20 protein-coding genes and 1 riboswitch are annotated in these 19,231 nt (G+C 45.3%); of the genes, 1 reads left to right on the plus strand and 19 read right to left on the minus strand.

Features of this window, described 5'->3' with window-relative positions:
- Positions 1-4 precede the first annotated feature (4 nt).
- The 8 genes from ribE to AB4114_RS01630 form a co-directional block, all read right to left on the minus strand.
- On the minus strand, positions 5-682 hold the full coding sequence (gene ribE, locus AB4114_RS01595) for a riboflavin synthase (protein WP_441986814.1): 678 nt from the start codon (positions 680-682) through the stop codon (positions 5-7).
- A 16-nt stretch (positions 683-698) separates the two neighbouring features.
- Positions 699-1,808, minus strand: coding sequence for a bifunctional diaminohydroxyphosphoribosylaminopyrimidine deaminase/5-amino-6-(5-phosphoribosylamino)uracil reductase RibD (gene ribD / locus AB4114_RS01600; protein WP_441986815.1), 1,110 nt, complete (start codon positions 1,806-1,808; stop codon positions 699-701).
- 232 nt (positions 1,809-2,040) lie between these two features.
- Positions 2,041-2,221, minus strand: a riboswitch (FMN riboswitch).
- 166 nt (positions 2,222-2,387) lie between these two features.
- The gene (locus AB4114_RS01605) at positions 2,388-3,572 is read right to left on the minus strand and encodes a hypothetical protein (RefSeq protein WP_441986816.1); all 1,185 of its coding nucleotides are present in this window, start codon (positions 3,570-3,572) and stop codon (positions 2,388-2,390) included.
- 675 nt (positions 3,573-4,247) lie between these two features.
- Complete coding sequence (locus tag AB4114_RS01610) at positions 4,248-4,679, minus strand: peptidylprolyl isomerase (protein WP_056614545.1); 432 nt, start codon at positions 4,677-4,679, stop codon at positions 4,248-4,250.
- A 116-nt stretch (positions 4,680-4,795) separates the two neighbouring features.
- Positions 4,796-6,127, minus strand: coding sequence for a diaminopimelate decarboxylase (gene lysA / locus AB4114_RS01615; protein ID WP_441986817.1), 1,332 nt, complete (start codon positions 6,125-6,127; stop codon positions 4,796-4,798).
- 159 nt (positions 6,128-6,286) lie between these two features.
- Positions 6,287-7,936, minus strand: coding sequence for a spore germination protein (locus AB4114_RS01620; protein WP_441986818.1), 1,650 nt, complete (start codon positions 7,934-7,936; stop codon positions 6,287-6,289).
- A 24-nt stretch (positions 7,937-7,960) separates the two neighbouring features.
- Positions 7,961-8,374, minus strand: coding sequence for a stage V sporulation protein AB (locus AB4114_RS01625; protein WP_441987049.1), 414 nt, complete (start codon positions 8,372-8,374; stop codon positions 7,961-7,963).
- A 5-nt stretch (positions 8,375-8,379) separates the two neighbouring features.
- Positions 8,380-9,012, minus strand: a complete 633-nt coding sequence (locus AB4114_RS01630) for a stage V sporulation protein AA (protein WP_441986819.1) — start codon at positions 9,010-9,012, stop codon at positions 8,380-8,382.
- Between the two features lie 191 nt (positions 9,013-9,203).
- Between AB4114_RS01630 and AB4114_RS01635 the strand changes: the two genes are divergently transcribed.
- On the plus strand, positions 9,204-9,413 hold the full coding sequence (locus tag AB4114_RS01635; protein ID WP_441986820.1) for a DUF378 domain-containing protein: 210 nt from the start codon (positions 9,204-9,206) through the stop codon (positions 9,411-9,413).
- Between the two features lie 154 nt (positions 9,414-9,567).
- Here the strand turns inward: AB4114_RS01635 and sigF are convergent, their stop codons facing one another.
- From sigF to xerD, 11 genes are all read right to left on the minus strand, one after another.
- Positions 9,568-10,323: an RNA polymerase sporulation sigma factor SigF gene (sigF, locus tag AB4114_RS01640; RefSeq protein WP_028554229.1), complete on the minus strand. Its 756-nt coding sequence runs from the start codon at positions 10,321-10,323 to the stop codon at positions 9,568-9,570.
- Between the two features lie 11 nt (positions 10,324-10,334).
- The gene (spoIIAB, locus tag AB4114_RS01645; protein WP_057312135.1) at positions 10,335-10,781 is read right to left on the minus strand and encodes an anti-sigma F factor; all 447 of its coding nucleotides are present in this window, start codon (positions 10,779-10,781) and stop codon (positions 10,335-10,337) included.
- Positions 10,778-11,131 (minus strand): anti-sigma F factor antagonist, encoded by a 354-nt coding sequence (spoIIAA, locus tag AB4114_RS01650; protein WP_441986821.1) that lies wholly within the window; start codon positions 11,129-11,131, stop codon positions 10,778-10,780. Before spoIIAA ends, spoIIAB begins: the two co-directional genes overlap by 4 nt.
- A 140-nt stretch (positions 11,132-11,271) precedes the next feature.
- Positions 11,272-12,447: a D-alanyl-D-alanine carboxypeptidase family protein gene (locus AB4114_RS01655; RefSeq protein WP_441986822.1), complete on the minus strand. Its 1,176-nt coding sequence runs from the start codon at positions 12,445-12,447 to the stop codon at positions 11,272-11,274.
- 171 nt (positions 12,448-12,618) lie between these two features.
- Positions 12,619-13,920 carry a pyrimidine-nucleoside phosphorylase gene (locus AB4114_RS01660; RefSeq protein WP_441986823.1) on the minus strand — a complete coding sequence of 434 codons (1,302 nt, stop codon included), beginning with the start codon at positions 13,918-13,920 and terminating at the stop codon, positions 12,619-12,621.
- A 134-nt stretch (positions 13,921-14,054) separates the two neighbouring features.
- A complete protein-coding gene (locus AB4114_RS01665) occupies positions 14,055-14,438 on the minus strand; it encodes a hypothetical protein (RefSeq protein ID WP_441986824.1) in 384 nt (127 codons plus the stop codon).
- 147 nt (positions 14,439-14,585) lie between these two features.
- Positions 14,586-15,032 (minus strand): flagellar protein, encoded by a 447-nt coding sequence (locus tag AB4114_RS01670; RefSeq protein ID WP_441986825.1) that lies wholly within the window; start codon positions 15,030-15,032, stop codon positions 14,586-14,588.
- A gap of 156 nt (positions 15,033-15,188) precedes the next feature.
- The gene (locus AB4114_RS01675) at positions 15,189-16,043 is read right to left on the minus strand and encodes a purine-nucleoside phosphorylase (protein WP_441986826.1); all 855 of its coding nucleotides are present in this window, start codon (positions 16,041-16,043) and stop codon (positions 15,189-15,191) included.
- 43 nt (positions 16,044-16,086) lie between these two features.
- Positions 16,087-16,914 (minus strand): purine-nucleoside phosphorylase, encoded by an 828-nt coding sequence (locus AB4114_RS01680; RefSeq protein WP_441986827.1) that lies wholly within the window; start codon positions 16,912-16,914, stop codon positions 16,087-16,089.
- 41 nt (positions 16,915-16,955) lie between these two features.
- A complete protein-coding gene (gene deoB / locus AB4114_RS01685) occupies positions 16,956-18,131 on the minus strand; it encodes a phosphopentomutase (protein WP_441986828.1) in 1,176 nt (391 codons plus the stop codon).
- Positions 18,132-18,254: 123 nt separating this feature from the next.
- Positions 18,255-19,151, minus strand: coding sequence for a site-specific tyrosine recombinase XerD (xerD, locus tag AB4114_RS01690; protein WP_441986829.1), 897 nt, complete (start codon positions 19,149-19,151; stop codon positions 18,255-18,257).
- Between the last annotated feature and the right edge of the window lie 80 nt (positions 19,152-19,231).

Genomic DNA, 19,231 nt, shown 5'->3' on the forward strand with positions numbered 1-19,231 from the left:
TAACTTACATAAAGCCATTATCTGCTAAAAAGCTTGCGGTCAGCTTACTTTTCTTAGGCTCTCCGTTTCCGTGAGCAGAAGTATCAGAAGGACCGAATTTGAGCAGTCGTTCCATATATTTGCCAAGAACATCACATTCAATGTTGACTGTATCTCCGGCTTTTTTGTCATGGAGAACCGTTTGCGCAAGTGTATGCGGGATAATCGAAACGGAAACATCGCTTTCTGTGACATCTACAACCGTCAAACTAATCCCGTCGATCGTGATGGAACCACCTGGAATGATGTAGCGGAATATATGCGGATTCTCCGGTGCGAACCGGTACACAACGGCATTCTCTTCCGGTATGCGGGATAGGATCGTTGCTGTGGCATCCACATGACCTTGGACAATATGTCCGCCAAATCGACCGTTCGCCGCCATCGCCCGCTCCAAATTAACTCGCGTGCCCGATTGTAGCTTCCGTAGATTCGTCTTCCGATACGTTTCAGGCATCACATCAACGGAGAAGGAATCACTGTCATACGAAATGACGGTGAGACACACACCATTAACGGCAATACTGTCCCCTAAATGGACGTCTTCCAGTATTTTTTTGGCGCCAATGGTCAGCACCATGGCTTGCCCTCCACTATGAATGCGGCGCATGTGGCCGATTTCTTCAACAATGCCGGTAAACATGCCACTCCTCCGTTCTCTAGCTCTTATACAACGGATAACCGGTTATACAAATATCCGGTCCGAATTGCTCGACACGCAGTCGGTCGAGCGTTATAGCATCATCCATCTTCGCGTAGCCGTCGAAGTGGATGTTCGCAGGTGCTGCCTGGCCCCCGCCGATAATTTTCGGCGCAAACATCAGCACCAGCTTATCAATCAGGCGCCGCTCCAGCATGGCGCCGTTCAAGCGGCCTCCACCCTCGAGGAGGATGGAGCCGATCTCGCGCTCGCCGAGCTGCTGCATGGCGAGCATCAGATCCACCTGCGGGCCGTCCCCGCAGGTGAGGACCGTAATGCCGCGCGCTTCCAGCGCGGCACGGCGCTCTGCGGGCGCCTGTGCGCTCGCGAGCAGGATCGTCGGCTGACGATCCTGTTCGGTGAGCACGCGGGCGCCGAGCGGGACTCGCAGCTGCGAGTCCGCGATGATGCGTACCGGCTGCACAGCCGGTACGTCGCCGCGCGTGCTCAGCTGCGGGTCGTCGGCGATGACGGTCTGCACGCCGACGAGGATACCCTGGTGCCGATGGCGCAGGGTATGAACAAAAGCTCGCGACTCCGCGGATGTAATCCACTTGCTGTCGCCGGTTTTGGAAGCGATGCGGCCGTCCAGGGTGCTCGCGGTCTTCATCGTCACAAAAGGCATACGCGAGACGATGAATTTGTTGAAAACCTCGTTCAGCTTCGCGGATTCTTCACCTAGCAAGCCTACGCTCACTTCCAATCCATACGCGCGCAGCTTGGCGATTCCCGTCCCAGCAACTACCGGATTCGGATCCGTGGTAGCCACGACAACACGAGTCACACCAGCTTCGATGAGGCGGTCGCAGCATGGCGGTGTTTTGCCATGATGACTGCAGGGCTCCAAGGTCACATAAGCTGTACTCCCCTTAGCTTCCTCGCCCGCCATACGCAAGGCCAAGACCTCTGCATGCCCCTCTCCGCGCTTCAAATGTGCACCCATGCCAACAATGCGGCCCTCTTTGACAAGAACACAGCCAACTACAGGATTGATTCCCGTTTGTCCAAGTGCGCGCTCTGCCATCTGAAGCGCAAGTCTCATATAGGTTTCGTCATTCAACAGCTCCATGGATGATCACCGCCTTCTTAACTCAATCCTTGATTCTAATGCAAAAAAGCCCCTTCCGCTTACGGATGGGGGCCAGAGATTGTTTAGATAACACGAATAAACTCCTGCTGTTACGCTTGTCACATTTTTGATCAAATCAAACAATACCGACGAGGTAGCCCTTTTGGACAGACCTGCCGAATTTAGATTAATGTGAAAAAATGAACAAGCATGCTAGCGAAATGACATTCGCATTTTCCTTCTCCCATCCAGACTATACTGTCGGTCCCGGAGTTCCACCAGGTCAACCGTAGCGAAGCTGTTGTCAGGTACCGCTAGCTTCACAACGGGTCACGGACTGATCGCAACCATGTACACGTACATGAGTACGAATCACCGCCGGTGTGGAATTTCACCACGCCCCGAAGGTTTTGCATACTATAAAAGAGATTAATAACTAAACCTTAGCTACTAATTTCTTTATTACACAAAAATTTATCACTCACGCATGAAAATTGCAAGGTCTTTTTTCATTTTTTCTGATAAAACTTGTCGGAATTAATGGATTTGGAACTCATCCTTGTTGAATTTACTATGAATTCATTGTTCTAATAAAGCAATATCTGAGCAAATCGTTCCTTCTTCCCAATGAGGATTTGCATAGCCTGCGGGTGCATTCAGATACGTCAACCAAGCCATGTCGAAGCCAGCTTTCTTCTTGGCCGATACGCAAGCGTTTCGAGGGTCAACTCCTCTGGACATCTCTGTTAAAAGTTCCTTCCGCAGCAGTGAAAAACGTTTGATTGTACTGCTAAACTCTGCTTCCTTATCGGGATTTATCCCACCTTGTACCCACTCGCCTTCAAAAATAAAAGCATAGTCATGATTAGACACGGCTTGCATCTCGATGGCTTCTGAATAATCACGTAACGCCTGCTCCCTGTATCCGTACGACTCAGCCCACATGCCACTTATCAGTCGATGATACGGTGTAGGTGTTTGCACATAGACTCGCTCAGTACGTTTGAGAGTATTTTCAACAATCGCATACGTCTCCGTGAATTCCTGCTGCCACGGTCCCGCTCCAACTGAACCGATTAACCCACCTGTCAGTTGAAGCTTCCTATCTCGAATATCCGCTTTGGATACACTGGCTATCAGAGCCGTTCCCGTGTATGTTTCAAGTTTTCTACCTACCCATGATGACACAGCATATTCGGAAAAAGTAGTGTGTGCGCCGCTATTTATGGATACCCAAACAATCTCTGGCTTGCTATCACCTGTAAGATCAGCAATGGTCATGACGTTTGCTCGGCCGTTATTCGCAGATGTGAAATTCAAATATTGAAGGGTGTACCGGCTATCCTCATAATCAATGATTACCCCATAAGACTTTCGTTCCTGTTCCAAGCCTGTTTGCTCATCCCGAATATCCTCAATTAACACAGCTACCCATTCATTCGAAACCCCATCTTGATCCAAATCAGTCTGGATGACATCTAAGGCCACTTTCTGAGAATCATATGGCGATACTCGTATTTGAAGCCATTCCGTCAGATCAGGAATAGGTTCAGCTACATGGCTTAGCTCTATTCTAAGCTGTTCCATCAAAGGCCGCCTCACCGTTTCTGAGGGCGTTTTAGCTACAACTACATCAGATATCAAGGAGACATGTTGCGGGCTTTGAACATTGACTGTCGGCTTCTCTCTTCCTGTCAGAGTGAATAGACAGAGTATAGCCAACCCTATACCTGTTCCTACATAAAGTAACCATTTCTTTTTCAAACCGACATCACCTTTCATACGTATTCCCTTTTTAAGTTTGACGTATCCGCGTTCAGATAGGTTCTGCTTGACTTGATATAACAACCTTTGATGAGTTGGAAAGGGTTTATCTGCGTTGGAGAAGTTGCTGGGTAGTTAGGCAATAGCATTGTTAAGTTACTTGTGAGCTGGATTGTTGAGGTGCTTACGAACTACTGATGAGTTGATTTGTTGAGTAGCTAATTTGTATGGTTGGGGTTGGGGTTCGCTCTTGGGGTTGCGGTTGCGGTTCGCTCTTTGGGGCTCTTGAAGGTTGGCTGCTGACAGTCTGGTTCGGGTACTCTACTTGCTTACTTCACTCTACACATCACAACTTACCTGTAAAATATACAGCTAATCCAGATGAATTCCATCAAATATTCCAATTAGATGGAAAATATCCAGCTAAATCTCCTCAAAACACTCATTTCCTTAAATATGCTCGAAAATAACTTCAGGAAATCCATCTAATTGGCTTATTCTCAAGAAAACTAAATAATTAACTACAGAAAATCCATCTATTTGCGCTTAGGCTCTAAATACATAGCACCACTCGGCACAGTAAATCCATGCTTTTGCCAACGCTCCAGACCCTCGCGTCACGCACAAATACAAAAACTGCCCAGACCTAAGTCTGAGCAGTTCATATGACAGAAATTATACTTCTACAACTTCTACTTTTTCCATTTTGTCTTTGCCTTTGAATGCATCAACAAGCTCCATACCTTTGGATACTTTACCGAACACCGTGTGTCCGCCATCCAAATGTGGTTGCGGTTGGTATGCGATGTAGAATTGACTTCCGCCTGTGTTACGACCAGCATGCGCCATCGCTAGGGAGCCGCGCTCATGTTTGTTCGGGTTGATTTCACAGTTGATTTGGTAACCAGGGCCACCAGTTCCTGTTCCAGTTGGGCAACCACCTTGTGCTACGAATCCTGGGATTACGCGGTGAAAAACAAGTCCGTTGTAGAAACCGGAGTTTGCTAGTTTTTCAAAGTTAGCGACAGTGTTCGGTGCATCTTTCTCAAAAAGATCGATAACAACCTCTCCGCCACCTGCTAGTTGAATTTTTGCTTGTTTTGCCATTATGTGGTTCACTCCTTTAGGAAATAATATCTTATTCTACTATGAATGGCTGCATTACACAAACAGCAGGAGGAACCCTGCATAACTAGGGGCCTCCTGCTGATTTCATACTACGATTAAACCGTCTTGCTGACTTGTTTCATTCTAGCTGGAATTACGTCATTCCCTACGATTTGATCAAAGGATTCACGTTTCACGACAAGGTCGCTTTGGCCGTCTTTGACAAAAACAACACCCGGTCTGCGAATACGGTTATAGTTGCTAGCCATCGAGTAATTGTAAGCTCCTGTGCTCGATACCGCCAGAATATCACCTGCAGCTACCTTCGGCAGATTCACATCCCAGATCAACATATCGCCGCTTTCACAGCATTTGCCGGCAATCGAAACAACTTCAGCTGGCTGCTCTGCAGCGCGGTTCGCGAGACCCGCTTCGTATACAGCTTCGTATAGGGCAGGACGTGGATTGTCAGTCATACCGCCATCTACAGCCACATACTTACGAACACCGGGAATATCCTTCGTTGTGCCGACCGTGTAAAGCGTTGTCCCTGCATCGCCTACGATGCTACGACCCGGTTCAACCCAAATTTCCGGTAGCGGATAGCCGTTGCTGCCGAAATTCGTTTTAATAGCATCTGTAATAGCCTTCACATACACAGCTACAGGCAGAGGTGTATCTTCACTCACGTAACGAATTCCGAAGCCACCGCCCAGGTTAATTACTTTGAACGTAACATCTAATTCAGTGCGGACATGAATCGCAAATTCGGCCATTTTCTCAGCCGCAATTCGGAACCCTTCGACTTCAAATATCTGTGAACCAATATGTGAATGGATGCCCAAAAGTTCTAAATTGGAAAGCTGTGAAGCCTCCTCAATCGCGCGGAATGCAGATCCATTCCCCAAATCGAAGCCGAATTTGGAATCCGTCTGGCCTGTTGAAATATATTCATGCGTGTGCGCCTCTACACCTGGCGTAATCCGCAATAAAATTTTCACCTTTTGGCGTTTCTCAGTTGCAATTGCATTTAGCATTTGTAGCTCGATAAAGTTATCTACGACGAAACATCCAATTTTGGCATCAATGGCCATTTCCATCTCGGAAATGGTTTTGTTATTCCCGTGGAAGTGAATACGTTCTGCTGGGAAGCCCGCTTGAAGCGCTGTATACAGCTCGCCATCGGATACAACATCCAAGGACATACCTTCTTCTTCTACAATTCGGCACATGGCCATCACGCAAAACGCTTTACTTGCATAGGCTACTTGAAATTTCAGCCCAGAAGCTTCAAAAGCTTCAACGAACTCTCGACAACGCTGACGAACAAGTGTCTCATCGAAAACATAGAGAGGTGTGCCGAATTCGGCTACCAACTTCGTCGTATCGACACCGCCAATTTCGAGGTGGCCTAGATCATTTAATTTACTGGTACCATGTAAATACATAGCTATATTTTCCCCTCTCTACTTGAACCTTCCCTATGCCAAATTCCGCTAAAGAGGTCGCATACATACTTATAAAAGTACCATAGCGCACATCTATTTGACAATACATGCGCCTAGAACAACAAAAAAGGGCTGAATAATTTCAGCCCTTTCCATACGCTATGTTTTAGATTGACGGGTACCATCAATTGGCTTCGTTATGCTAAGCCTTGTTTTGCTTGCCAATACTGGACGACGCAGCAGGATGGAGAAAAAGCTTTTGGCATTAAATGGAATAAACGGCCACATATAGGGGGCATTGTAGGATTTCTTTGAAGCCAACATAATAAGCCATAATGTGGAACCAATCACAAACCCAGGAACTCCAAAAATAGACACAATTATTAACAGCGCTAGCCTCACGATTCGATTAGCTAAACCTAACTCATAGCTTGGTGTAGCGAACATACCGATTGAAGCAAGTGCAAGGTAGAGGATCACTTCGTTGATAAAGAGCCCTGTCTTTACTGCAATGTCTCCGACTAAAATCGCGGCCACCAAGCCCATCGCGGTTGCTAGCGGTGAAGGAGTATGTACGGCCGCCATCCGCATGAGATCTATTCCGATATCTGCAATCAGGAACTGAATGAGGAGCGGCAGCGTACCATCCTTCTGCGGGCCAAGGAATTCAAGACCCGCTGGCTTTAATKAAGGCTCCATTACCATCAGATACCAGAGAGGCAGCAAAAAGATCGACATCATAATGCCTGCAAAACGTACCCACCTCAAATACGTACCTATAAAAGGTGTATTTCGATATTCTTCTGCATGCTGTACATGATGAAAAAAAGTCGTCGGCAAGATCATGACACTTGGAGAAGTATCCACAAACACACAGACATGACCCTCTAGTAGATGGGCAGAGACAACATCCGGCCTTTCTGAATAACGCACCATGGGATACGGATTCCAACCCTTATTCACAATCATCTCCTCTAATTGTTTCTCTCCTAAAGGCAATCCATCAATCTCCACTTGTTTCATCTTATCTTTAATTTCTTGGACGAGTGTCGCATCCGCAATATCGTTAATATATCCGATACAAACATCTGTCTTCGTACGCTTGCCAATCTGCATGATTTCTAGTTTAAATCGCTCATCACGAATGCGGCGTCTAACCAAGGTAACATTCGTCAACAGCGTTTCTACAAAACCGTCGCGCGAACCTCTGACGACACGCTCTAGATCTGGTTCAGCAATAGATCGGATTGGAAAACTTTTTGCATCAACCGTAATGGCCGTTGTTACGCCTTCGATAAAAAAGGCGGTCCCACCCATTAACACCTGTCCAACAATCTCAGACATTTTCGTATAATGCTTCACTTGAATATGTGGAATTAATTTTTCAATAAATGTTTCCAACGTATGGTGGGCTACCGCATCACTATCTGCATAGGTCAGTCGAGTGATAATATCCGTCAACACGGTATCTTTCACGAACCCATTACAGTAGAAGATGCCAACGCGTTTAGCGCCAAACACCATCTCTCTCATCACTAGATCGAAACTCCGATTCAAACCGACTCGTTCTTCCAATACCCGCTGTACTTCTCGAAGGCTTTTCGGAATATCTTCTTGAATCTTCAGTGCCTTTTCTTCTGGTGTCATATTCGTAAGCGGATTGTAGACTGAGAGATTACCTTCCTCATCAACGGCAAGCTTCTCATCTTGACTATCTTGACTACTTTGCTTTTCTTGTGTGAACTCATCTTGTGACTCTTGTTCTTGCTCCTCATCGCTTTGTTGACCATTTCTAACGATAAACTTCATTGGTGCGCCACCTTCCTCCGCCCTTTAGTAAATTAACCATTCAAACAAGGAACCAATAACTTTCCCGAAAATCATGGCCATTAATAACACAATTCGATAGGAATCCATTCCTACTCGTTTAGCCAAAATCGGCAGCACATTGACGATTTCAGTCAGCGCTGCAGCTAGTAATCCAACGAAGCAACCTGCAAATAGACCAAATAACGCTGCGCCCATTGGAAATAAATGCATATGCATATCACTGAAATCAACCCAAGTAAACACGAGTGAACCTAGTACAACCGCTGCTTCATAAGCGTGGATTTTGGAGAATGATCGTGTGATTTGGGCTAACCTAGGAATGATATCCAGAACGACTAGGAAGGCAACCATGCCGCTCCCAACTGCAATACCTCCAGCTAATCCGATAAAAGCGGTTAGTAAAGCTTCCCCGAGCAACGTAATCACTTCGCGTCTCCTTCTTCATTGATTTTCGAGTATTCTTCTGTGATTACATAATGATTAATGTTTTCTTGATACATAAACATCTCAACTTCTAATGGGCTCGGCTCTTCGTTGAATTTCTTTTTAAACAGATGGTTAAAGAAAAGTACCATCCCTGCTCCGATGCCAATTGAATAGGGAATTTGTAAAATGAGCGGATGATCGACCTTTTTACCCGTCATCAATTCATAAATACGCTGATGGACGACTAGCATGGACACGTCAGCATGGAAATTCATGATCGCCAGCCCTGATCCAATAAATAAAAGCAACCATACGATTACGATGAGAAGCGGATTTGATTTCTTATTATCGGTGTATATTTCAAGCAGTACGTGCGGTTCACCAAAATGTTCAACTTGCAGCTCAGGAAAACATTTCTTTACTTTACGAATGATTAATAGCATATCGATGAGCACGCGATTTCCATCCTCTTGCTGGGGTTGATGAATAATCAATTCGTTCAGAGCTTGTTCATATTCAGGCTCCACAAATAGCTGTGCAATATGGTGCAGTCTCACGATCTGCCCCTTGCGAACGCGCGCTTTGCGGCGCAGACGGATGTATAAATATTTATTAATTACCCGGTCCATGGTTCACCCCTCTCAGAGCTTAACAATGTCAATTCTGTCTGCAGTCATCCATGTATAGGAATAGTATGCAAAATCTTTCCTTCGTGTAATCCATTCGAGATTTGGTAAATTCTCCATGCATAAAGATGGATATGGCAAGGCATGTTAAATAGGGAATACGATTACTTATTCCATATAAAGAAGGTGATAACATGGCAAAATTCGCGTTAACACTCGTCATCATTGGTGCGCTGAATTGGCTTCTAGTTGGGCTTTTCGAATGGGATTTAGTTTCTGCTCTACTTGGGGGAGATTCACACCGTGAATCTTCAGGGTTAAGTCGTATCGTATATTCCCTCGTTGGTTTATGCGGGATATACTGCGTCAGATTTTATGCGGTTGACCGTCATTCGGTACGTTAGAAAAGAGTTCGGTGGTATAAGGAACAAGCCGCTCATCCCCCTGATTGATTCTTACTCATGGGAAATTAGCGGCTATATGTATATGCACTGAAAAACCGTCCTCCCATAAGGAGCACGGTTTATACCAGCGCGTTGTTACGTATACAACAATTAATTATTGTGCAATCTGATCTTTAATTGATTGCAGAATCTTTTTCTCCAAACGCGATACCTGCACCTGAGATATGCCTAGTCTGCTTGCAACCTCCGACTGCGTCTGATCACGGAAATAGCGGAGATAAACAATAAGTCTTTCACGCTCTGAGAGCGTCCCAATCGCCTCATTCAAGGCTAGCTTCTCAAACCATTTCTCCCCGGATTCATCCGAAATTTGGTCCATAAGCGTGATGGGGTCTCCATCGTTCTCAAACACGGTCTCATGAATCGACGAGAGTGGTTTATTCGCCTCTTGAGCGAACACGACCTCCTCCGGCGTAATCATAAGCTCCTCGGCAACCTCTTTGATCGTAGGAAGCCTTCCCAAGCGCTTCGAAAGCTCATCCTTCGTCTTGCGAATTTTGTTCGCAAGCTCCTTCAGTGAGCGGCTTACCTTTAATGTGCCATCATCCCGCAGAAACCGCTGGATTTCCCCGATAATCATCGGGACAGCATAGGTTGAGAATTTGACATCATACGATAGATCGAATTTGTCGACGGACTTGAGTAGTCCAATGCACCCGATCTGGAACAAGTCTTCGGCTTCGTAACCACGGTTCAAAAAGCGCTGAACCACGGACCACACCAAACGGATATTGCAGCTGACAAGTGTTTCTCTAGCGAGTCCATCTCCGGATTGGCTGAGGGCGATTAACCGTTTGACTTCCGAATCGTCTAAATAACTATGAGAAGCATGCTTCAGATCAACATCCATAGATCCTACCCCTAATTGTATAAAGCTTTTTTAGATTCAATTCGCTTCAACATGTTTATTTTCGTTCCGATTCCGACGGCCGTCACAACTTCCACTTCGTCCATGAAATTTTCCATAATTGTAAAGCCCATCCCAGAACGTTCGAGCTCTGGTTTTGACGTGTACAAGGGCTCTTTCGCTTGCTCTAAATCAGCAATACCTTCGCCCTTGTCCTCAATCGTTAAACGAATCGTGTCATCATCAATTTCAGCTGAAATGGTAATGACACCATCCTTATTATTGTTATAGCCATGTATAATCGAATTCGTTACGGCTTCTGAAACAACCGTTTTGATATCCGTCAATTCATCTAAAGTTGGATCTAACTGCGAAACGAATGCAGCCACTGCTACCCGTGCAAAAGCTTCATTCTCAGATCGGCTGGCAAACTGCAAGGTCATAAAGTTTCGTTCACTCATAAAGCAACCTCCAAACTGGACATTGCATTACGWTCGTTATCTTGAATCGAAACGATCTTAAACATCCCCGAAAGCTCGAACAAGCGATAAACAGCTGGTGAGACATCACAGACGACCATTTTGCCGCCTTTGCTTGTGATTTGCTTATAACGGCCAAGAATGACGCCTAGACCTGAGCTATCCATGAAGGAGAGGTCCTTCAAACTAAGAATGAGGTGATGCGTTTGCTCCTTCGCAATGGCATCCTCCATTCTCGCCTTTACACTATCTGCTGCATGATGGTCAAGTTCACCCTTCAATCTAACAATCAGCGCTCTTCTGCCTTGCTCAAACTCAATTTGCATGCCCAATATGTTCACTCCCTTCAGGTCATGAGCACTAGTTTCTACAACTGAGTTAGCAATTCCTGCCACCCGACAAAACTAGAAGAAAACCGCTAAAAGAAGGCAAAATATACGATCACATCAACTTCTATTCGCTGTTTTCCGCATTAATTCGTCGTAAATAACTCCGACGTTGTCCGCTTAAACAGCTTCCACCAAGTAGCTTTATCAACAGTTTGCGGAGACTCTAAAGGGTATTCCGCTAAGACATTATCCCCATTGTAGACCATGATTTTACCAATCGGTTGCCCTTCGCTTACAGGTGCTCTCAAGCTTGGATCCAACTGCAATTCATGTCGGATATTTGCCGTGTCCGTCCCTTTTTTCATCAATATGCTATAATTCTGTCTTGCAACTAACGGCACTGTCGATACTTGGCCCTTATTTATCGTGAAGCTGCCCAAACTATCACCTGTTTTGAACAATGGATAATTCGTATATTGCGCAAAAGCATAATCAAACAACTTCGTTACTTCCGCGTTTCGCGTTTTGGTATTAGGTTCACCAAGTACAACAGCAACAACACGTAAATTATCTCGCTTAGCTGTAGCTGACAAACAGAATTTGGCTTCACTCGTATAGCCAGTTTTCAATCCATCGGCTCCGCTATAAAAACGCACTAATTTATTTGTATTTACAAGCCAGAATGGCTTAGGTGAGTCTTTACGTAAATAATCTTGGTAAGCACCTGTAAAATTCGTAATCCCTTCGTGCTTCAGAAGTTCGCGTGACATAATCGCGATATCATTCGCCGTTGTGTAGTGATTAGCCACAGGAAGTCCATTACAATTAGAGAAATGGGTATTCTTCATCCCGAGTTGACCTGCTCGTTCATTCATCATGGCAACAAAATTCTCTTCAGAACCGGCAATTTTCTCAGCCATCGCGACAGAAGCATCATTTCCAGAAGCCATTGCGATGCCCTTCAGCATCTCTTGAACTGACATTTGTTCACCAGGCTCTAAGAAGATCTGTGAGCCTCCCATGGAAGCCGCATAATCACTAACGCTGACTTTTTCATCCATTTTGATGGTGCCCTTGTCGACTGCTTCCATGATCAAAAGCATGGTCATGATTTTCGTAATACTTGCTGGAGGAAGTTTGGCATCCTTATTTTTCTCCGCAATCACCGTGCCGGTGTCCGCATCCATGAGAACAGCTGATAGCGCATTCGGTGTTAGATCCACGGGTTGTACCTTGGTTTCCGCCGCATAAATCGCTGGCAGAACCAGCATCACACTTAATTGTAAACAAATGAAACTGATTAGCCCTTTTTTTCGCATAGCAATTGTACCCCTCCTGTGATGTATGAAGTGAAAGTTTTGGCATTTTGCAGCATGAATGACTGCTAATCAGTGTTGACGAAATTCCTCTAAATTATTCCATGACGGTGAAAATAACCCAGAACGAAAAAAAACACCTTCCGTTAGGAAAGTGCTCGTTCTCTACGTCTGCTATTCGATTACATCATAAATTAATTGCTTCGGTGCAGGCTGAGTTGACGTGATCTTATAGGCATCTAGAATCATCACTTCAACCTCAGCTACATCGAGACGATTCGCATGGATGGTACAAATGGATTCCCCTATTTGAATGGCATCCCCTATTTTCTTATTCAACGTCAGTCCTACCGCGTAATCAATCAAGTCTTCCTTCTTCGCACGGCCCGCGCCAAGAACCATCGCTGCGATACCGATATTTTCCGCTTGAATCTCGTTAATGAAACCATCTAGTTGGGCAGTAACCTCGATATGATAAGCTGCCGTTGGCAATAACTCTGGCTGATCAACAATACGCGAGTCGCCGCCTTGGCTGGCAATAAAGCGCTTGAACGTATCCAATGCTTTCCCCTTGGAGATGATGTCACGAACAGCTTCCTGTGCCTCCTCAAAGGAGGTAAATACCTTACCGAGGACTGCCATATATGCCGCAACAGAAATCGCAACCTCCGTTAGCTCCTTGTCTCCTGCTCCGCGCAGTACATCGATAGATTCCCGAATTTCATTCGCATTTCCGATTTCGCGGCCAAGCGGCTGATCCATATCGGTAATCATCGCAATTGTTTTCCGATTCAGACGAGTTCCGATATCGACCATTGTACGAGCAAGTACTCTTGCATCCTCGACCGTTTTCATAAAAGCACCAGAGCCAATTTTCACATCCAATACAATCGCTTCAGCGCCAGAAGCTATTTTCTTACTCATGATAGAGCTAGCGATCAATGGGATCGAATCCACCGTTGCCGTTACATCACGTAAGGCATAGATTTTCTTATCTGCTGGAGCCAGATTGCCACTCTGTCCAACAATGGCAATTTTATTCGTGTTAACCGCTTCAATAAAGGCTTCCTTCGACAACTCGATTTGAAAACCTGGAATGGACTCCAATTTATCTAACGTACCACCTGTATGCCCTAGCCCTCTACCTGACATCTTGGCAACAGGTATTCCGAGCGAAGCCACAACTGGACCTACGATGAGGCTAACTTTATCTCCTACGCCCCCCGTCGAATGTTTATCCACTTTCACACCAGCAATCGCAGATAAATCAATCATTTCACCGGATCCTGCCATCGCGAGTGTAAGGAATGACGTTTCTTCATCTGTCATTCCGTTTAGAAAGGTCGCCATCAAGAAGGCGGACATTTGATAATCAGGAATACTCCCCGCGGTATATTCATTGATGATAAACGTAATTTCCTGTTCACTTAACGCTTCACCAACACGTTTCTTATGTATTAAATCAACCATTCTCATGATATTACCTCCTTAAAGTTTTCGCCAGAAAACTGACATCGTAAGCATCCACGTTTGCTTCCATCTTACATCAGAATTAGAAAAATGGAAAAGAGGGAGCTAATCAGCCCCCTCTAATCTGTTATCTATGAAGATTATTGTACAATTAGTTTGGATTTCATTTTGGCATGTCCTTCTCCGCAAGGAAGAACACAATCAATTTCATATGTACCTGGTTTGTCAAACGTAATTTCTTTCGAAGGGTTTTCTTTATCAAGTTTAATATCCAACCCAACAATTTCAACCGCATGTACGCCTTCTTTTAAAGATAAAGATACTTTCGTAGGCTCACCTTTTTTGATCGTGTACTCTGGCGCATCAAACTGCCAGTTTGATGCAACTAATTTTAGTTGTTGCATTTTACCAGCGGCAGCCTCAGCTTCCTGTGCCTCTTGGCGATCAGAAATATCTTGAAAGAGGACTCCCAGCCCCAATGCGCCCGCAAGTATAAATAGTACAAAGAAAATCCACTTTTGCATGCATATCCCCCTCATCGTGTGTTCACTTCATCTATTCTACCTAACATCAGAGAATAATCCCATATCTAGTCCGTGGCAAAAATTTGACTATTTCGTGACAGAATTGTGAACTGAACTCCATCTTACTATTGCCCATTCCACAGCAAATTACACGCGATTCCAACGATCACTAATTTTGAAACTACCCGTGTAACCCCGAGGTTTCGATTCAGGTTGCTTCATTTGCTGCTGTACGGATCCACTCTCTGAAAGCTTTCGAATATCACGAGTGATACGCGTGCTGCAACTTACACACAGTTTATGTTCACGAATTGGTTCCGCACAGGAAGCACATTGATAACTCAAATTAGGATAATCAGCGAGATGTAACTTCCCTTCCTTCATCCAAACTTGTAATTGAATATTGGAAACACCTGTAACAGCACAAACGTGCTCATTGGTAGAACGGTAATTTCTACGGAGATAATCCACACAATCCTTCAATTGATCGTTCATACTCGTGCTGCAATCCATGCATTGGTTGCGTAAATTTCTTTGAAACACTTTCCCGCAGCGCGGGCAATTGGCCACCATGAGTTCTTGAGGAACTGCCATCCTCCAACACATCCTTCTATGGAATAGGTAATCTCTCTCAGAGAAATTACCATCGAATATAGTTCTAATTAACTATATTCTACCATGAGTCCCATAGGAAGGATAGGTCTTTAGGCGGCCGAATTCACAAAATTTCACGATCTTTCCTGATCCAATTTATCCCAATTGTACTTCACGAACAAATGCTTTCACCAAAGCGATAAATTTGGGCTTCGTTCGATTCGCCACAGCCACAACCTGCTCATGTGTTAAGGGTTCAAGCTCCTCACCAATGGCCATATCTGTAATGCATGAAATGCCCAGCACTTTAAGGCCTGCATGGCGCGCAGCAATCACTTCACCTACTGTCGACATACCGATCGCATCGCCGCCGATACGCGCAAGCATCGTCAACTCTGCAGGCGTACAATAGGTAGGACCCGTAATGCCCGCATATACACCTTCCTGTAACTGGAGTGGCATGCCATCTTCTCCCACCACAGACGATGCCAACTCACGAGCAAGGCGGCGATAATCACGATTATAAGCTTCTGACATATCTGGGAAACGAACACCAAGCTCACCATGGTTCGGCCCAATCAGTGGGTTATCCCCCGTCATATTGATATGATCACTGATCAGCATCAAATCGCCAGMTTGGAAAGACCGGTTCATTCCTCCCGCCGCGTTCGTCATCACAACAGTCTGTACACCGATGGCTTTCATCACGTAAACAGGGAACACCACTTTTTTCATATCATAGCCTTCATAATAATGAAAACGGCCTTGCATCACGATAACTTGCTTGCCTTCCAAAGTACCAATTACAAAGCGGCCTTCATGGCCCTCAACTGTTGATACAGGGAAATGTGGAACGTCACTGTATTCGATCGCTATTGGCTGCTCTACCTGATTCGCCATATCGCCAAGTCCTGAGCCTAGAACGAGCCCAATAGTAGGCGACACGCCATCTAAACGCGATTTAATGAAGCTTGCAGCCTCATTAATTTGTTGAATGTAAGTCAATGTCATGTAGATCTCCTTATCTGCTTATAAAGGTTGTTTGAACACGCACTTATAGTGCCTCAATAATACCTAGGACTAGCTTCAAAAATTTAGGTTTAACTTTCTCCGTCGTCTCCATCACTTCTGCATGGGATAACGGTTGATCTAATATACCCGATGCCATGTTGGAAATACAAGAAAAGCCCAATACTTCGATGCCCGCATGACGAGCGACAATAACCTCAGGAACAGTTGACATCCCAACCGAGTCTCCACCCAGTGTGCGGAACATGCGAATTTCAGCAGGTGTTTCATAGTTAGGACCAAGCAGCCCTACATACACACCTTCTTGTAATTTAAAATCTTGTGTAGCCGCGACATCGTGCGCTAACTTACGCAGACGCTTACTGTAAGCCTCTGACATATCCGGGAAGCGAACGCCTAATGCAGAATCATTCGGTCCAATTAACGGGTTGCGGAACGTCATATTCAAATGGTCGCTGATGACCATGAGATCACCCACTTGATAGGTTTCATTGATTCCGCCAGCAGCATTAGTAACGATCAACGTTTGTACACCAAGCTCTTTCATTACACGTACTGGGAAAGAAACCGTCTCAGCGCCGTAACCTTCATAAGCATGGAAGCGCCCTTTCATTATGAGGACCTGCTTACCTTTAATCGAGCCTACAACCAGCTCTCCAGCATGTCCCTCAACAGTAGAGACTGGGAAATGCGGGATACGAGAATAGTCGATTACAATTGGCTCTTCTATCAAATCAGCAAGAACGCCAAGACCGGAACCGAGAATAAGACCAATTTGTGGTGTAATATTGGTTTCTTTTTTAATAAATGCTGCTGCTTCTTGAATTTCTTGAATCATGGATGTACCTGACATGTCATCATGCCTCCTCAAATTAATGTAAAACTCGACTTTATTTATTTCAAAAGATGAAGAAAACTCTCACCATTCTTTGTTGGTTCTACGCCAAAGTTGTCAGCGATCGTCGCGCCCAAATCTGCAAATGTTCCTCGGATTCCCAAGGAAACTGGCGATTGGAAGCTAGGGCTATACAGTAAAACGGGTACATACTCACGGGTATGGTCCGTCCCCGCATGCACAGGATCATTCCCATGATCCGCGGTCAAGATCAGCAGATCGTTCGGCCCAAGTCCCGCCTTCAGCTGTGGTACATAGACGTCAAATTCCTCTAACGCCTTTCCATAGCCTTCAGGATCACGTCGATGACCATACAAGGAATCGAAATCGACTAGATTGGTAAAAGCTAGGCCCTTAAATGAGGTTCCGAGCACGTCAATTGTTTGCTGAATGCCATCCAAATTACTTTTCGTTGAGATCGCTTTCGTGACCCCTTCTCCGTCAAAAATATCATTAATCTTGCCAATGGCAATGACATCCCATCCGGCATCCTTCAGTTGATTCATAACGGTAGGCTCAGGTGGCTTGACTGCATAATCATGTCGGTTAGGCGTTCGTTTGAATGACCCTGGCGTACCCAGATAAGGTCTTGCAATTACACGCCCTACGGCAAATTCATCTTGCATAGTTAGCCTGCGGGCAATCTCGCAAGCGCGATACAGCTCGTCTAACGGAATGATGTCTTCATGTGCGGCCAACTGGAACACACTATCAGCTGACGTGTAGACAATCCATGCGCCAGTCTTCATCTGTTCTTCGCCAAGCTCATCTAAAATCTCAGTCCCCGAAGCCGGTTTATTTCCGATTACTTTCCGACCTGTCTCTTGCTCAAATTGCGAGATCAAGGCTTCTGGAAATCCGTCAGGGAAAACTTTAAATGGTGTAGAAATACGTAACCCCATTAACTCCCAATGACCTGTCATCGTATCTTTGCCAACGGAAACCTCTGCCATTTTGCCATAATACCCTTCTGGCGATGATACCGGAGGAATCCCCTGAATGTCTGCAATATTTCCTAATCCCATTTGCTGCAAATGGGGCAGCGCGAAGCCGCTGACTCTCTCTGCAATATGACCTAGCGTATGAGCGCCAAGGTCGCCAAACTGATCAGCATCCGGCAATTCTCCGATGCCTACACTATCTAATACGATTAAACTAATTCGTTCAAAGCGCACCGATGTCCCTCCAAATCAATTCCTAATTGTAATGATATCCACCCTTCATTATCCCACTTCCAACCCGTGAATGCAAAACAGCAGCAATTCCGGTTGGAAGTGCCGCTGCCCTTCTGTCAACAATCATAAATGAGCCCTAGGGTGTGCTCGATTATAGACATCTTTCATTTTGATCTTCGTGACCTGCACATAGAGCTGTGTTGATGAAATATCGGAATGACCCAGCATTTCCTGAACAGATCGCAAATCCGCACCGTTTTCGATCAAATGTGCAGCGAAAGAATGTCTCAGTGTGTGCGGCGTAATTTCATTCGTAATTTCCGTCTCCAACGCATAGCGCTTCATAATTTTCCAAAAACCTTGTCTCGTCATTCGAGTACCTAAGTGCCCGATGAAGAGTGCTTCCTCGTCTACCGATCTTTTGAGCAGCTTGATGCGATAGTGCTGAATATAGGTATCAATGACCCGAATGGCAATGCCGCTAAGCGGAATCATCCGCTCTTTCTCTGCTTTGCCGATACAGCGAATGAAGCCCATCTCTAGGTTCACATCGGCTACATTCAATGCGACGAGTTCTGATACACGAATCCCTGTGGCATAGAGCAATTCAAGCATGGCTTTATCCCGTGCACCATTCACTTGCTCAGATTGAGGCGCCTCCAGCAACTTTTCAACTTCGAGAATAGTTAGAACCTTTGGAATCCTTTTTTCCAACTTAGGAACCTCGATGAAAATAGAAGGATCGGAATCAAGGAGCCGTTCCTTCACCATGTATTGGAAAAAGGAGCGTAATGAAACGCGTATTCGTGATAAAGTCGCTGATGCTCGTCCGAGCGTTTTTAATTGTGAGAGATAACTTCCAAGATGCACTTTCCCTGTTTCTCGCCAGCTTGTAACACCTTGCATCTCAAGATAGGCAACAAATTGAAGGAGATCCCTTTCGTAGGATTCGAGTGTATTCCGTGAAAGTCCTCGTTCAGTCGTTAGAAATTGGATGAAGGATTGTAGCTCACTCGTCATTATGTCAGTCTCTCCCTCGTTTACCTGCTATATCTATCATTCTATATAGCATTCCACGGTGACAAGAGAGATTCCTTTAT

Origin of the sequence: Paenibacillus sp. 2RAB27, from assembly GCF_052115445.1 — a bacterium.
Lineage (GTDB): Bacteria > Bacillota > Bacilli > Paenibacillales > NBRC-103111 > Paenibacillus_E.

Coding starts and splice junctions, on each gene's coding strand:
- ribE (WP_441986814.1), bottom strand. CDS start 682: ATGTTTACCGGCATTGTTGAAGAAATCGGCCACATGCGCCGCATTCAT.
- ribD (WP_441986815.1), bottom strand. CDS start 1,808: ATGGAGCTGTTGAATGACGAAACCTATATGAGACTTGCGCTTCAGATG.
- AB4114_RS01610 (WP_056614545.1), bottom strand. CDS start 4,679: ATGGCAAAACAAGCAAAAATTCAACTAGCAGGTGGCGGAGAGGTTGTT.
- lysA (WP_441986817.1), bottom strand. CDS start 6,127: ATGTATTTACATGGTACCAGTAAATTAAATGATCTAGGCCACCTCGAA.
- AB4114_RS01630 (WP_441986819.1), bottom strand. CDS start 9,012: ATGGACCGGGTAATTAATAAATATTTATACATCCGTCTGCGCCGCAAA.
- AB4114_RS01635 (WP_441986820.1), top strand. CDS start 9,204: ATGGCAAAATTCGCGTTAACACTCGTCATCATTGGTGCGCTGAATTGG.
- sigF (WP_028554229.1), bottom strand. CDS start 10,323: ATGGATGTTGATCTGAAGCATGCTTCTCATAGTTATTTAGACGATTCG.
- spoIIAB (WP_057312135.1), bottom strand. CDS start 10,781: ATGAGTGAACGAAACTTTATGACCTTGCAGTTTGCCAGCCGATCTGAG.
- AB4114_RS01655 (WP_441986822.1), bottom strand. CDS start 12,447: ATGCGAAAAAAAGGGCTAATCAGTTTCATTTGTTTACAATTAAGTGTG.
- AB4114_RS01660 (WP_441986823.1), bottom strand. CDS start 13,920: ATGAGAATGGTTGATTTAATACATAAGAAACGTGTTGGTGAAGCGTTA.
- AB4114_RS01665 (WP_441986824.1), bottom strand. CDS start 14,438: ATGCAAAAGTGGATTTTCTTTGTACTATTTATACTTGCGGGCGCATTG.
- AB4114_RS01670 (WP_441986825.1), bottom strand. CDS start 15,032: ATGGCAGTTCCTCAAGAACTCATGGTGGCCAATTGCCCGCGCTGCGGG.
- AB4114_RS01680 (WP_441986827.1), bottom strand. CDS start 16,914: ATGTCAGGTACATCCATGATTCAAGAAATTCAAGAAGCAGCAGCATTT.
- xerD (WP_441986829.1), bottom strand. CDS start 19,151: ATGACGAGTGAGCTACAATCCTTCATCCAATTTCTAACGACTGAACGA.